The sequence below is a fragment of the Shewanella olleyana genome, assembly GCF_023283825.1.
GTDB lineage: Bacteria > Pseudomonadota > Gammaproteobacteria > Enterobacterales > Shewanellaceae > Shewanella > Shewanella olleyana.
In genome coordinates this window covers 95,069-109,530 of sequence record NZ_JAKILD010000001.1, presented here as the reverse complement: position 1 = coordinate 109,530, position 14,462 = coordinate 95,069, and the positions used below count along the sequence as shown (strand labels likewise).

Here is a 14,462-nt window from a genome sequence, read left to right as displayed (position 1 = left end):
TCTTGCGTTGCCTTCGTTTTGTTGGCATCAAATTTCGCTTGGGCAAAAAAAGATGATTGGCTAAATATCCAGCTTACAGGGGCTTCTGAAAGGCTCACCAAAAATATTCGTGCTCACCTTGGTGAAAGCCCTAACTCTGCAGTCCAGCGCCGCGCATTCTTATTTACCGTTGAAGAGAATATCATTGCGGCATTAGAATCCATGGGGCATTATCATGCCAAAGTGGATATTAAGGTCACCGAGGCAGAAAAAGGACCTTGGACGCTAAACGTCACCATAGATGAAGGTGAGCCGACCATAATTGAGTGGGTCGACATTAAATTCAGTGATGAAATGATAGACGACAACAGTTTTAATCGATGGTTGAATCAATTGACCATTAAGCCTGGTGACACCTTGAATCATGGCGTGTATTCAGACTTAAAATCTCAACTGGTGACCTTGGCATTAGCTAGGGGTTACTTTGATGCTACATTTGCTCGCTCGGAAATAGAAATTAACCGCGATCTTAATACGGCGAAAATTCATATCGATTTTGAGTCAGGTAACCGTTACTTAATCGGCGATGTTGTGTTTTCAGGGCAAACAGTGAATGACGACTTACTAGAAGAGCTTATCCCCTTCGAGCCAAATGCAAAATATTCCACTTCACGATTAAATCGCCTTAACCGCAACTTAATCGACACAGGGTATTTCAGCAGCATCAAAGTACTACCTCAAGTCGATGGGATGTCGGACACTGAAGTGCCAATTAAAGTTGATTTGGCCCCTCGTCCGACTCACTCTTTTGAAGTCGGTTTAGGTGCAGACATTGGTACTAATGCGGAAAATACCGTTGAGCCTCGAGTGAGACTCACTTGGCGTATGCCGCAAATTAATAGCTATGGTCACACGCAAGAAACCACCTTGGAGTGGTCTACTGACAGGCCTAAATTCTTAACCACTTACACCATTCCTTTGTCCCACCCTTTAGACGATCAACTTAAACTTCGTATCGGATTATTGCGTGATAAATACGGGGTGACACAAGACTATAACGAAGCGGACCGAAACTATGATTACACTGGACAGCTTGAGTCAGAAAAACGTTTATTAGGGGTGATTAGACAACAAAGATTAGACAGCGGCTGGCTGTTTGGCTACTCACTGGAGTTTAATCAAGAATTTTATAATCAATCTGATACCGATTACGATCCAACCTTTGTATTAGCAGGTTTCAGCATAGGTAAAACAACCCGTGGTGATAACAGCCTTGATCCTAAATCAGGGTTTAGGCAAATATACAGCGTTGAATATGGCGACCCGAATTTAGGTTCTGAGATCCGCTTGACCAAGTTTGAAGCCAAGTTTAAATGGATTGATACTTTCTTTGACCGTCATCGCTTTGTTAGCCGCTTAGACTTAGGCGCTAACATTGCCGATAGCGACCAAATTGATCAAATTTCACCTTCACTTCGTTACTTTACCGGTGGTGATCAATCGATTCGTGGTTACGGTTATCAAGAACTCGGCCCCTACATTGAGTATGTTAACTCCGAAGGTGGGATTTCTCGTCAGGTTGTCGGTGGACGATACTTGATAGTAGGCAGCTTTGAATATCAATATTACTTAAATGATACTTGGCGTGTCGCCACCTTTGTTGATGCAGGTAATGCATTTGATACCGAAAAGTTTGAACCGATAGTGTCTGTAGGTAGTGGTATCCATTGGATTTCCCCCATCGGCCCGATTAAACTTGATGTTGGTGTGGGCTTAAAAGAAACCGAAACCATTGATCGTTCTTGGCGTATTCACTTAACTATGGGGACAGAGTTGTAATGACTGAACAATCTTCCCCACAAGATAACAATACACATTCGACTAACGACCATATCCCTACAGCGAATCTGCCAAAGTCGATTTTAATGCAATGCTGGCGCGCTTTTAAGCTTACCACCAGAGTATTAATCTATATTCCTTTGCTCATCTTAATCTTAGTGGCTGTCCTAATCGGTACGCCTTTTGGTGCACAAATTAGCGTACTATTTGCCAACCAATTTGTACCTAATCTTGAGCTTGATTTACGCTCAGGCACGATTAATAAAAACTTAGAATTCAATTATGCCAGCTGGTCGATGAATGGCGTAGCTGTTGAATTAGAGAATTTATCAGTGTCTTGGGTTCCAACTTGTTTATTCAACAAACAAATTTGTGTCGACTCTCTTATTGCCAGCGATGTAAAAGTCCGCGTTGCAACAGATGAGTTTGATGATGACTCAATTAATGAATCATTAGATGAAACACTCATCGCTCACACTGATGTTCAATCCACTGTTCATGAAAATGAAGTTAAAAGTGAAGTTGGAAGTATGAGTGAGAGTGGAACAAAAGATGCCGCAGAGACTGAACTTGAAGCAATAGATGAAACACCATCACCACTCATTTTACCTGTAATAATAGCGCTAAATGAGCTGGATTTAATTAACGTTAAAGTTAGTGTCAATGAAATGCGTTACAACGCATCGCGTCTGCAAGGTAAGGCTTTGTGGAATAAAGGTGGATTACGCGTCAGTTATCTGCATAGTAAAGACTTACTTGTTGATATTCCGCTTGGCAATTCAGAGGATGAATCTGATACCCAAGATAATACAGACACAAAAGAACTCGATGAATGGGCAATGGCAAACTTGCCAGCGGTTTACATGACCTTTCCCATCTATGTCGATGAACTGATCACTACCGATAGTCTTATGCGATTAGGCGATCGTGAAGATAAGTTTGACCATATAGCGTTAAAAGGCAGTTACGTTGATTATTTTATTGATATTCAACAATTAGACGTCACTCATCAATATGGTGACGCACAGCTTATTGGTGACATCAGTTTACATGATGATTACCCTATGACGATTAATGCAGAGTTTGATCTGCATAATGTTGCTGAAATCCCCCAATTATCCAACCAAACATTGTCGATACAGGCAGAAAATGGCTTTAATGACTTAGCGGTTAAAGCTTCAGCTACGGGCGATATCAATATCGACTTTGAAGCGCTGGTAGCCCTCAGTAAGCCTGAAATGACTTATCATTTAGAAGTCACCAAGGCAGATCTTAAGTGGCCATTTAATAAACCAGAGTACTTAGCTAAAATCGATAAACTCACCAGTAAGGGGGACATTGATAATCAATCTGTAATTTTTACAGCCAAGCTATTAAGTCCATTTCATCCACAACTAGATGTTGACACCAGTGTCAATTTTGAACAGCAAAAACTGACTATTTCGCACATAGATATTCAATCTGAAGCGGGTAATATCAAGGGCAACGGCTTACTGAATTTTGCTGATGAATTTAGCTGGCAAGCTGAGCTAAAAACCGAAACACTTCAATTAGAAAAAATCAGCTACTTATATGAACTCACTGAACTTGCAAGTAACATCAGCGGCCAATTATCTACCCAAGGCATAATAGGGGATGATACTTGGGACATTCAAATCGCAGATGCTAACCTCATTGGCAGTTTAAACGAATTTCCTCTCACAATGAGCGGCAATATCGAGTTCAATGAACAACTTGCTGTGAATGCTGATAATTTACATGCTACCGCTTTAGGTGCTGAACTGATCGTCAATGGTCAAGCTAATAAGTTTTGGGATGTCGATGCTGAGCTTACCGTGCCAGATCTTAGCCAATGGCTTCCTGATTCAACAGGGGCAATTTATGCCAAAATTGATGTCACTGGTAATGAGCAACAGCCGATTGTCGATGTCACAGCCAAAGTCACTGATTTTGAATATGCAGATATGGAAGTCGAACGACTCGACCTAACCGCCAACTATTTACCATTAAGCAATCATCAATTTAAGCTTGATGTCAGTAATGATAAATTCACTTGGCAAGATCTCGACTTGTCACAATTATTTATTAATGCCTCAGGGGACTTAAACCAACAACAGCTCGAGTTTAATACCGCAGGCGAACTCGCGATTCATACGATAATTGACAATAAGTTTGATGACAAAGATCAAATCTTCGATGCAGAGATAAGCGCCCTAACCTTAACTAACAAACTGGGTACTTGGTCCACTGACAAAGTCGTTGAAGTCCAGTGGGATCAAAAAAATACCCTCGGCAGCATTAATCCTTTTTGTATTAACCACCCCAATAATCATTTGTGTATAGAAAAGCCTGCAAACTTTGGCAAAACTGGCGATATCAGTATTGCAGCGCAAGGCACACCAGGGATTTTATTTAAGCCACTATTACCGACTAAATTTTCGTGGGTAGGTGAATCCAATATCACCGCAACTGCAAACTGGTCTGAAACAGAAAAACTACAAGCAAACGCTGAAATCAATTTTGATAAAGGACAGTTTGAGTTAAGGCGTACCAGCAATGACGCTATTCAACTCAATTACGACTTGCTCAAGTTAAACATTCTACTGGATGAAAAAAAGCTCAATACCAACCTATTGGTTGATGCAAAAGAAATTGCCAATATTAGCAGTCAAATAAGTGTCAGCACCGATCCAAGTCGAGAAATATCAGGCAACATCAATGTAGATGAATTAAACCTTAGCCACTTCCTCGGTTTTTTCCCAAATATTGAGACCCTTGAAGGCTTATTTACTGCTGATTTAGATCTCGTTGGAAACCTTAGCAACCCAATCGCTAAAGGTAGTATTTCATTAGCTGATGCCGCAATTGCTACCACCAACAACCCGACCTTGATAAATGATATCAATGTCACCATGGCACTCAGCGGGCAAAAAGGATTGCTAGATGGCAATGTGACTATGGGTGACGGCCAAGCACAACTTAATGGCACTCTATTTTGGCCACAAGGTAATTTCAGTGGCGATATTGATATAAAGGGCGACAAGTTAGCCTTTATCCAACCACCGATTGCGATTTTAAATGTATCCCCAGATATCAATCTCACCTTTAATAAAAACCAACTTGCGGTTAAAGGAAATGTGGATATTCCATCGGGTGAAATCACCGTTGTGCAACTTGCTGAAGGTGGTGTTGCCGTCTCATCTGATGTGGTATTTAATGATTCCATTTCTGCGCAAGAGCAGCGTGTCAGTCCTTATGCACTCGTGTCGGACTTGAGCATAACAGTAGGACCAGACGTATCGGTTGATGGAATGGGTTTAAGCGGTAAGCTCAACGGGACATTATTACTGCAACAACAAGCATTTAAACCTCCTCTGCTGTTTGGTGATATCAAAGTGAGCCAAGGTACCTATAAGTTCATGGGACAAACACTTACCATCAGTACCGGTGAAGTGCAGTTCTCAGGCCCTGCAGAAGTACCAAACTTAAACATTGAGGCTGTAAAAGAAATCAAAGATGAAGATCTTACTGCTGGAGTCAGAGTTACAGGCACAGCTATGCGCCCCATTGTGACCCTATTTTCTAATCCAGCCAAAGAACAAGCAGAAATATTATCTTACATCGTCACAGGCGCAGGTTTTAATAACTCAGATAATGAACAAAACAGTGCTTTGATGATGGGAGCGGCTCTCAGCTTAGGCTCACAATTTGGTGGCGGAGCAATGAATAATATTGGATCGACTGCAACGGGATTAATCGAAAAGATTGGCTTTTCAAATGTACAACTGGATGCCAACGATGAAGGTCGTGTGGCAATTAGTGGCTACATTGGAGAAGATCTAATGGTGAAGTATGGTATTGGGGTGTTTAACCCTGGGTATGAAATGACAGTGCGCTATTACATCTTATCGCAACTCTATTTAGAAACCGTATCAGGAACATTAAATCAATCTTTAGATATCTATTACAGCTTTAACGTCGATTAAACCTACTTTTGATTACAGTATTTCCACTTGAACTAGAATCAATAAGTTGTTCAAATTTAAATTTGGCTATAGAACGAGGCTCCCACTTAAGCTTGCATTCAAATGGCTAAGCTTCAGACATAAAAAAAGCGCCGAAAGGCGCTTTTTTCATTCAAATTAACGATTAAGCAAATTTGAAGTCAATATGTTCAACTAACGTCTTGTAAGCGTGACGTTGGATAGCTTGAACACGTACTTTAACTTCTTTACCATCGATAACTAGAGTTAAATCTGTAGTGTAGAAATCGTCATTCAATTGAATGTTTACGATATCTTTTTGAGCGAATTTAACAGAAATTGGCTCTTTACCTGGACCGTAGATTACAGCAGGAACTAAATTCGCATGACGTAGGCGGCGGCTCGAACCTTTCCCGATTTCAGTACGGATTTCAGCTTGAATAGTGTAAGACATGTGTTTCTCACTTAATAAAAAAATAAATTGATGTTGTTATTTTCGACCAATAACAACTCGTGCTTATTTAATAGACAATTTAATTAAACGCTATAATTAAACGCTATAATTAAACGCTATAATTAAACGCTAATAGATAAGTCAATTAAACAAAGCGCGCGGATTCTAACACAGCTTATTAACCTCAACAAGCAATTGACAGTTATTTCATACCAATCACTCACTAAGCTCACCGTCACAAAGTCATTCAATCTTTATAATTCACTCAAACCAGTGAAACTCGTCGCTAAGCTTCCAGATCCACCAATGAAGATTTATGACAGAAATGAAATTTTACCAACTTCTTACTGGGCCGCAATCTACATGAATAAAGCCAGAACGAGGATAATAGCCTACGCCACCAAGTTCTAACGAACGAGCTGCATCACGTAAGGTTTTAAGCTCAACACCCGGTATAGCAAGATCCATCGCCATGCCTTTCATGTGATAGCTTTTTTTAGCAACACCATTACTTTTTGCTGCCAACATATCATTGGTATGTGGCGAACGATATCCAGAAATAACATGTACTTCATCGGTGTTGCTTAATGTTTGCTGTAAATTATAAACAAATTCATAAAGACGGTTATCCATAGGTGCAGCTTGATTCTGCCTATGATCACGTAAAACATGACTGAATAAAGATAATGTATCTTTATTGTACTCACCTTCAGCCCAGAACTGTCCTTGCTCGCGCTCGCCAGTGTGACGATTATAAAAACTCAACTCCCGAATACCTTGGGTTGAACGACTTGCTTGAGCGGGGTTTGAAAACACTGATGCGACTGCAACACCACCTAAACCTAACAATACTTGCCTACGGGCAGGACAAACTAAAGACATTAACTCACCACTTTCTAATTATATAAACCTGTGTGTTTTTTACACAACTGAAAGGGAACTTAAACGGAAAGAAAGGCAATAGCAAGCGATCAAGCCGACAAAACCAGCTTAATTTTTGTACATCTTAGCAAGTTGTAATCAGGTCAATCACTTATAGAAAAGCGTAACGTCACAAAGATGAAGAATTATTCGCCACTATTGTTTGATCAATGTTATTCAAATGATAAATATCATTGCGGTACTGCGCTAAATTTGTGTCATCTACCCAAGCATTCCAATAAACAAAATGAATTGGAACCTTTTCAGATAATGAAAACCACTGGGTATTGCTACCCTCTGTTTGCATCCGTTGCCAAGTACGTTTATCGATAACGACATTACTTGCAAACCACTCAGCAAGTTCTTGGATTTTTTCAATACGCACGCAGCCAGATGAAAGTGCACGGTTATCTTCAGCAAACAAGTCTTTATCTGGCGTGTCATGTAAGTAGATATTCAAATCATTTTTAAAATGAAACTTATAACGCCCTAATGCATTTATCTCCCCAGGTCGCTGAACTAAGCGGTAAGGAAAAGGGCCTGTGGTGACAACATCTTGCCACTCTTGCGGTGTTTTGCTGACTTTACTACCAGTCAAATCAAATACATCGAACTGACGCTCGCTAATATAACTGCCATCTTTAGCGACTTTAGGCAATATGTCTCGGCGCATTAACTTCTTTGGAACCGTCCAAGTCGGGTTAATCACAATATTTGATATCTGCCCTTTCATCACTGGGGTTCTTCGATATGAACGGCCGACAATCACTTTCGAGGTCAACGCGATTTGATCATCATTGACTAACACCATTTCAAAGGCAGGAATGTTCACTAATAAATATCGAGAACCTAAATCACTTTTATAACTGGTTTTATCGACAAAATTTGAAGCAAGCAGCTCAGCCCGTTCTTTGGGTGTTTGATTAAGCCAATGTAAGGTTTTAGGTCCAATAACCGAATCCGCTTTTAAGCCGTGACGAGTCTGAAAACGCGCAACAGCCGAAGCAATGGTGTCATCAAAAATATATTGGGTTTCTGAGCGAGAAGATAAGTCACCTAACAACCACAATCGTTGTGAAATAGCGCTGATCGTTTTATGGCTATCACCGGGGCGTAAAAAACCACCAGGTTGAATGCTTTCCCACTCGTGTCGAGTGTTTAGCCACATTAACCGCCTAATATGATTTAACACACTTAAATAGTCATCAACGCTTGGCTCAAGTGCAAAGGTTTTACGTTTTACTGAAGCATTTTCGGCCAAACCATCATAGGGTAATACTACTCGACGTTGATGCCAAAAATCGGCAACGTCAACTTGAATACTATCTATATATTCTAATTTTTCAGCTTCACTTTCCCCTTGTAAAATAGCGAGATAATCTTGCCATTTTACCGAAGGCTCAGCCAAAGAAATCAACAACACATGCTGGGCTAATGTTTTGTAGGTAGCATTATTTTCAGGAGAGGCTTTGACAGGCGAACTCAACACAACCGACAACAAAAAGGTAAAAGCGAAACAAATACGCACACGACACAATGTTTTCATTTGTCCCCTCCTTTTTCAGAATAGATAAATTCAGTATGGCAAAAATTTAGCAACCTTGTGTTACAGACAGTGACTTCTACTAACAAGTTACTACGAAAGATGGATAAATTTAGACCAATTAAACTCATTGATGACCACTAAGAGATTAATTGGCTTTAAGAAAACTAGGAATGGTGCAACAGAACTGATATAAACGTCCCCCGCAAAAAAATTTTAATTATTTATCGCAGTATTTTTATGAATAAGAAGCAACTTGTACAAACCATGGCATCTGACATTGGCATTACACAATCTCAAGCCAAGCCTCAATTAGAACAGATCCTCTTTCAGCTTCACAAAGCATTAGCAGAAGGCGAAAAGGTTTACTTACCTCAATTCGGCACCTTTGAACTTCGTTACCATCTGGCTAAAAATGGTCGTAATCCTCACACAGGTGAAAGCATCGAAATCCCTGGGTTCAATCAACCCAGCTTTAAGCCAGCGCCGGCATTTAAAAAGCAGATTAACGCTTAATTCAAATCAGTTTAACGGGGCTTTATGCCTCGTTTTATTATCTTGTTCGCTTACTTATCAATATTCACTTAATTAAGCTCTTCATATTTAGCCAGCCGTTTCATAGTTAATCACTTCACACTACCTACTAAACTCATAAGCAAACATTCGACTATATAGAAATTATAGAAATTGTTGATACTATTTCATTGTGTACGATGTTTATCTTAAGAAGTCTCTATATTAGATTTGCTTTAACAAAACAAGTAACACAAGGAATACAGATTATGAACCCTAGTCAATTACAGCGCGCTCGCGCCACAAACTTACCTTCTCGAGAAGCAATGTTACAACGCACATCTTCAGTACAACAGTTTTGGGACGTAAACAGGGCATTATTTAATGATGCGTGGAAAGAGTGGGAACAAGGAGAAGCCAAAAACCTTTCACCACTCAATGATTCATTACTGGACAACAAGCTACGTGAAGCAGTGAATAATGCATGGCAAGAGCCTGAAAAAGAATTAGTTATCCGAGATTTGCTTGAAGAAGTAGCGCCAGATGTGTTTAAGTTTAAGTTCTTTGATGCGGAAAAAATAGCACTGTTGCGTCACTATTTAGATCAAGTATCTAACGCTGAAATACCACTGCGTCCGCCTTATGGCATCGCACTTAACCACGGTGGAGCTATGTTAGATCCTCGCTCTGAAGGATATTTAGCCGCACCGAGTTTTCAGGTTTTTTATCGCGAAATGCTAGATAAATATATGCGCCCAATTGCACGCATGCTATTTCCTGAAATAACGGGTTACGATACCCAAACATTTGGGTTCTCAATCCGCTATGAAGCAAATAAAGATACTTCACTGCGTATGCATTCGGATGCATCGTCGGTAACGCTCAATATTAATCTTAACTTACCAGGTGAGGATTATTCAGGCTCAGGAGTTAACTTCTACGATCAAAGCTCGGGTAAATTGGTTGAGCAGCGTTTTGAGCCAGGCACTGCAATTATCCATCGGGGCCATGTTCCTCATGCAGCGCAACCGATCATCAGCGGAGAACGCTCTAACATCGTGCTTTGGCTATATGGCGACAATGGATATATACCAATGAGAAATGCACCGAGTAACAATCAAGATGCTCAAACGCGCTGGACAGTGCCTTCTGCAGCAGCTGATAGTTATGCGCCGTTTTAAAACCTCGCCCTAAGGTTTACATGTTTAAGTGCACTGAACCACCATGGCATTCTCATCATCAAGAGGAGGCAAACCATGATTTAATATCACAAAGTCATTTAATCCAGTATCAATCTCCACTCGGGTTACAGAATGAAAAGTGTATAGCTTATCTCTAGATATATACGAGTAGGAGGTTGACCATAGTTTTTAGTTAGTCGGGTTTTACGTAAATGTTTGGCTAATCAATGCTATTGTAATGAAAGACAACAGTGTTTTTAATATTGTTTTATAATGATGTTCACTTATGACTGTCTTAAGTTTTATACCTAATGGAACAAAAACGATGACAATGGCTAAAACAAGTGTTGAGCTGTAAATGGTGTAGGTAGTAAATTTAAGGCTGACCGCAAATAAAACTAATTGAACAATTTTTCCGAATAAGAAACAAAGATTTGTCGATTGTATAATATCTCTTTTGGATTGACCTGATTCAAGAGAATACATAATTAGTGTTGGAGCCATTACATTCGTTAAGCCTCCAATAAAACCTGATATTAGACCAAAAATAACTTTCGAAATCTCTGGGTATTTTCTAATGCTATGTAACCTTACCTTAAATGTATCTGTTATTAAGTAAATCATAATCGCTAAGGCAAGGATAACTTTGAATACTGGTGTCTCAAACTGAATTAAGGCAGCTGTACCAAATAAACTACCAAAAGCAGTATAAGCGACTAATTTGTAGTGTTTCTTTATGGCTTTTGAAATTTCACCTTCAGATTTTATGCTGACTAGATTTATGAAAATATTTGGAACAATAGTTAACATTATTGCTGTTTGCACATCAGTCAAAAGTGCAAGCAATGGGGTTGCCAACATTGGGAATCCAAAACCAACACTTCCGTGAACAAGAGCAGCAAAACCACAAATAGCGATGAAATAAAGAATTAACTGAAAATCCATAAATACCTATTATTATAATTATGCTGATTTTCAGCCTAACAGCTTATTATAAAGCTGTTAGATATTCTTCCAGCTGAAGACCAACTTATTAGCAACCACACCAAGCCACCCTACTGTTTTATTAATGTAACGAAAATTGAAAACCAATTTTTGGAATATCAAGCCTGAAAAAGAGCTCGCCTTGTTGCGCAAGCCTCGAAAATTGTCTTCCAACCAATGCAAATTCAATAAGTTAGCAAAAATATTGAAGTTTATCGAGTATAAATGACTTACTGGCACCAACTCTATAATTCATTTATCTTTTTTTAATTATTGAAGAGCATTACTTCAATCTAATCCATTGCATGCCGCTGGAATGTACAGGATGAATGGAATGTCGCGATCACATGGTCAATGATGTTCCATACATCAAACTGACATTTACCATACCCCTATGGAGCAGATGTGAAAGAGCGACCTTATGTGCAGATTCATTAAGCCACAATACTTTCTGCATTTTTCGTCAGGGGCACTGAGAGTTTCCAAAGGGGCGCAAGCGTTTTACCCCTTTGGTCTGATGTGGTCAAGTAAATCTGTACACAGTTAGGGATTCCAATATTTTGCATAGGCTTTATTATCAAGGTCGCCTGCTCGCATGCCTAAATACTTTTTTTGATTCATCACTGCTCTCACTAAGCTAAAATACATAAAGTTTGTATAATTCGAATGCGCTCATATTGGTGCGAACACATATGCCCATTTATCATAAAGCACACATCAAATTCACATCATTTTTAAAATATATTTACAATAACTTAGTTGTATTAGCCCAAACTAAAATCTCGAAAACTATTTTAATGTTTTTTGAATAACAGCATTCGATATTTTATTTGGCATTTTAATTGTAAGAAGTATCCTCATCAGTGGGAATACTCAATAAATCAAGCCCCCAAGAGACTAACGCTTACAAAGTACCTCTCAAAAGCTAATTTACGGGTTTTTATCGACTTCATTTGATAGAATCCATTTTTATGTTTTCAGTCGCAATTTAGCTGCTGAACCTTTAGCCAAGTGGATTTATTCCTGCCGCTTTGCTTGAAAGCTCAAGTTTACTTTCTGTTTTTCTATTTAAAGGCACGTTATGACCGTTCTTCTTATGACTCCACCTATGACTCAGCTAAATACGCCTTATCCGGCAACTGCGTATTTAACTGGTTTTTTGCGATCTAGAGGTTATGAGGCGGTGCAGCGAGATCCTGCAATTGAGCTTTTTTTAGAAATGATGACAGCGCCTGCACTTGAGATTATTCGCCAGCATGTAGAAGAAAACTATCAACACTTTGAAGATGACGAGCTACCTGATGTCATTTTTAATTTCCTCGCCGAATTTGACCGTTACCACTTAACCGTCGAAACTGCGATTCGGTTTTTACAAGGCAAAGATCCAAGCCTTGCTATGCGCATTAACTCGCGTCGTTTTTTACCTGAAGGCCCAGCATTTGACGCTATATCGCAAATGGAAGCGGTCTCGGGTGACGTATTGCAAGCCGCCTTTGGTAATCTGGGTGTGCAAGACAAAGCCAAATATTTAGCCACCCTGTTTATCAATGATTTATCGAGTGTGATCACCCAAGGCGTTGACCCTTATTTTGAAGTCAGCCGTTATGGCGAACAATTAGCAGCGGCGAATCCAAGCTTTGATAATCTCTACGATACCTTAATGGGCGAGCCTAGCTTCAGCTCTGATATTTTGGAGCAGTTAGTCGAGCATTATCTAGAAGAAACACAGCCTAGCGTAGTTGCGCTTACTGTGCCTTTTCCTGGCAATATGCTCGGCGCATTACGTATCGCGCAAACCTGTAAAAACATTAATCCAGAACTGCCTATCGTCATCGGTGGGGGGTTTATTAATACTGAGCTTCGGGCACTGAAAGATCCTCGGGTTTTTGAGTTCATTGATTTTATCTGCCTCGATGATGGAGAGCGCCCGTTAATTACCCTGCTTGAATACTTCCAAGGTGAACGTGAGATAGATGATTTAGTCCGTACTTACTTCCTTGCAGAGGATGAAGACGGTCAGCCATATGTTCACTTTAATGAAAACTCTGAGCTGCATGATATTCCGCAAGCCGATGTGGGTGCACCCATATACGACGGATTACCGTTAGGCGAATATTTGTCGTTATGCGAAATGCTTAACCCAATGCACCGTATTTGGAGTGATGGCCGCTGGAATAAGCTAACCATTGCCCATGGTTGTTACTGGCGCAAATGCAGCTTTTGCGATGTCAGCTTAGATTACATTGACCGCTACGACACCGCTGGCGCAGATCTGTTAGTGGATAGAATCGAGCAATTAATTGAAGAAACTGGTGAAACAGGGTTTCATTTTGTTGATGAAGCATTGCCGCCAAAGGTGCTATTTTCATTAGCAAAGCGCTTAATCGAGCGTAACGTAGTCATTAGTTGGTGGGGCAACATTCGTTTTGAAAGAACCTTTAGCCAAGCACGCTGCCAATTACTCGCTGATTCAGGCTGTATCGCGGTCAGTGGCGGCCTTGAGGTTGCATCAGACCGTTTACTTAAACTCATGAAAAAAGGCGTAAGTGTTGAACGTGTCGCCCATGTCACCAAAGCTTTCAGTGATGCAGGTATATTGGTTCATGCTTACTTGATGTATGGCTTCCCGACGCAAACAGAGCAAGAAACCATTGATTCTCTTGAAATGGTGCGCCAGATGATGGCACAAGGCTGTTTCCAATCAGCTTACTGGCATCGCTTTGTCGCTACAGTACATAGTCCAATTGGGATGAATCCAGATGAGTTCGGCATTACCCTTGCTGAGCGCCCTGATATCATGTTTGCAGAAAACGACGTGGACTTTACCGATCCAACGGGTACCGATCATCAGATGTTAGGTGAAGGCCTTAGAAAGGCTATTTATAACTATATGCACGGCATTGGTTTTGATCAGCCAATGAGCTTTTGGTTTAACCAAAAAGTCACTCCTACCGAGATGAAACCAGATTTGATTTTAACTGCGATTAATAACTTTATTGCCAGTAATGAAGAATAGTTAGCGCATCAAGATAACAAACAGAGCCAATATATGCGCTCTGTTTGTT

General features: G+C 40.1%; 9 protein-coding genes. 5 read left to right on the top strand and 4 right to left on the bottom strand.

Annotation, left to right across the window (positions count from 1 at the left end; translation table 11 throughout):
* Positions 1-18 precede the first annotated feature (18 nt).
* On the top strand, positions 19-1,818 hold the full coding sequence (locus tag L2735_RS00475; RefSeq protein WP_248982849.1) for an autotransporter assembly complex protein TamA: 1,800 nt from the start codon (positions 19-21) through the stop codon (positions 1,816-1,818).
* Positions 1,818-5,804 (top strand): translocation/assembly module TamB domain-containing protein, encoded by a 3,987-nt coding sequence (locus L2735_RS00470; protein WP_248982848.1) that lies wholly within the window; start codon positions 1,818-1,820, stop codon positions 5,802-5,804. The genes L2735_RS00475 and L2735_RS00470 overlap by 1 nt, the downstream gene beginning before the upstream one ends.
* A gap of 163 nt (positions 5,805-5,967) precedes the next feature.
* On the opposite strand, the gene rplY is transcribed toward L2735_RS00470, so the two are convergent.
* From rplY to L2735_RS00455, 3 genes are all read right to left on the bottom strand, one after another.
* Complete coding sequence (gene rplY, locus L2735_RS00465; RefSeq protein ID WP_248982847.1) at positions 5,968-6,255, bottom strand: 50S ribosomal protein L25; 288 nt, start codon at positions 6,253-6,255, stop codon at positions 5,968-5,970.
* 333 nt (positions 6,256-6,588) lie between these two features.
* On the bottom strand, positions 6,589-7,137 hold the full coding sequence (gene mepK, locus L2735_RS00460) for a peptidoglycan L,D-endopeptidase MepK (RefSeq protein WP_248982846.1): 549 nt from the start codon (positions 7,135-7,137) through the stop codon (positions 6,589-6,591).
* 169 nt (positions 7,138-7,306) lie between these two features.
* Positions 7,307-8,722: a L,D-transpeptidase family protein gene (locus L2735_RS00455; RefSeq protein ID WP_248982845.1), complete on the bottom strand. Its 1,416-nt coding sequence runs from the start codon at positions 8,720-8,722 to the stop codon at positions 7,307-7,309.
* Between the two features lie 237 nt (positions 8,723-8,959).
* Here L2735_RS00455 and L2735_RS00450 point away from each other — a divergent pair, with 237 nt between their 5' ends.
* Together L2735_RS00450 and L2735_RS00445 are read left to right on the top strand one after the other, a co-directional pair.
* Positions 8,960-9,235, top strand: a complete 276-nt coding sequence (locus tag L2735_RS00450; RefSeq protein WP_248982844.1) for an HU family DNA-binding protein — start codon at positions 8,960-8,962, stop codon at positions 9,233-9,235.
* 266 nt (positions 9,236-9,501) lie between these two features.
* Positions 9,502-10,413, top strand: a complete 912-nt coding sequence (locus L2735_RS00445; RefSeq protein WP_248982843.1) for a 2OG-Fe(II) oxygenase family protein — start codon at positions 9,502-9,504, stop codon at positions 10,411-10,413.
* Between the two features lie 204 nt (positions 10,414-10,617).
* On the opposite strand, the gene L2735_RS00440 is transcribed toward L2735_RS00445, so the two are convergent.
* The gene (locus tag L2735_RS00440; RefSeq protein ID WP_248982842.1) at positions 10,618-11,358 is read right to left on the bottom strand and encodes a sulfite exporter TauE/SafE family protein; all 741 of its coding nucleotides are present in this window, start codon (positions 11,356-11,358) and stop codon (positions 10,618-10,620) included.
* Positions 11,359-12,478: 1,120 nt separating this feature from the next.
* Between L2735_RS00440 and L2735_RS00435 the strand changes: the two genes are divergently transcribed.
* Entirely contained in the window at positions 12,479-14,413 is a 1,935-nt protein-coding gene (locus L2735_RS00435) for a B12-binding domain-containing radical SAM protein (protein WP_248982841.1), read from the top strand.
* Positions 14,414-14,462: the final 49 nt, after the last annotated feature.

Coding starts and splice junctions, on each gene's coding strand:
- L2735_RS00450 (WP_248982844.1), top strand. CDS start 8,960: ATGAATAAGAAGCAACTTGTACAAACCATGGCATCTGACATTGGCATT.
- L2735_RS00440 (WP_248982842.1), bottom strand. CDS start 11,358: ATGGATTTTCAGTTAATTCTTTATTTCATCGCTATTTGTGGTTTTGCT.
- mepK (WP_248982846.1), bottom strand. CDS start 7,137: ATGTCTTTAGTTTGTCCTGCCCGTAGGCAAGTATTGTTAGGTTTAGGT.
- L2735_RS00455 (WP_248982845.1), bottom strand. CDS start 8,722: ATGAAAACATTGTGTCGTGTGCGTATTTGTTTCGCTTTTACCTTTTTG.
- L2735_RS00445 (WP_248982843.1), top strand. CDS start 9,502: ATGAACCCTAGTCAATTACAGCGCGCTCGCGCCACAAACTTACCTTCT.
- L2735_RS00435 (WP_248982841.1), top strand. CDS start 12,479: ATGACCGTTCTTCTTATGACTCCACCTATGACTCAGCTAAATACGCCT.
- L2735_RS00470 (WP_248982848.1), top strand. CDS start 1,818: ATGACTGAACAATCTTCCCCACAAGATAACAATACACATTCGACTAAC.
- rplY (WP_248982847.1), bottom strand. CDS start 6,255: ATGTCTTACACTATTCAAGCTGAAATCCGTACTGAAATCGGGAAAGGT.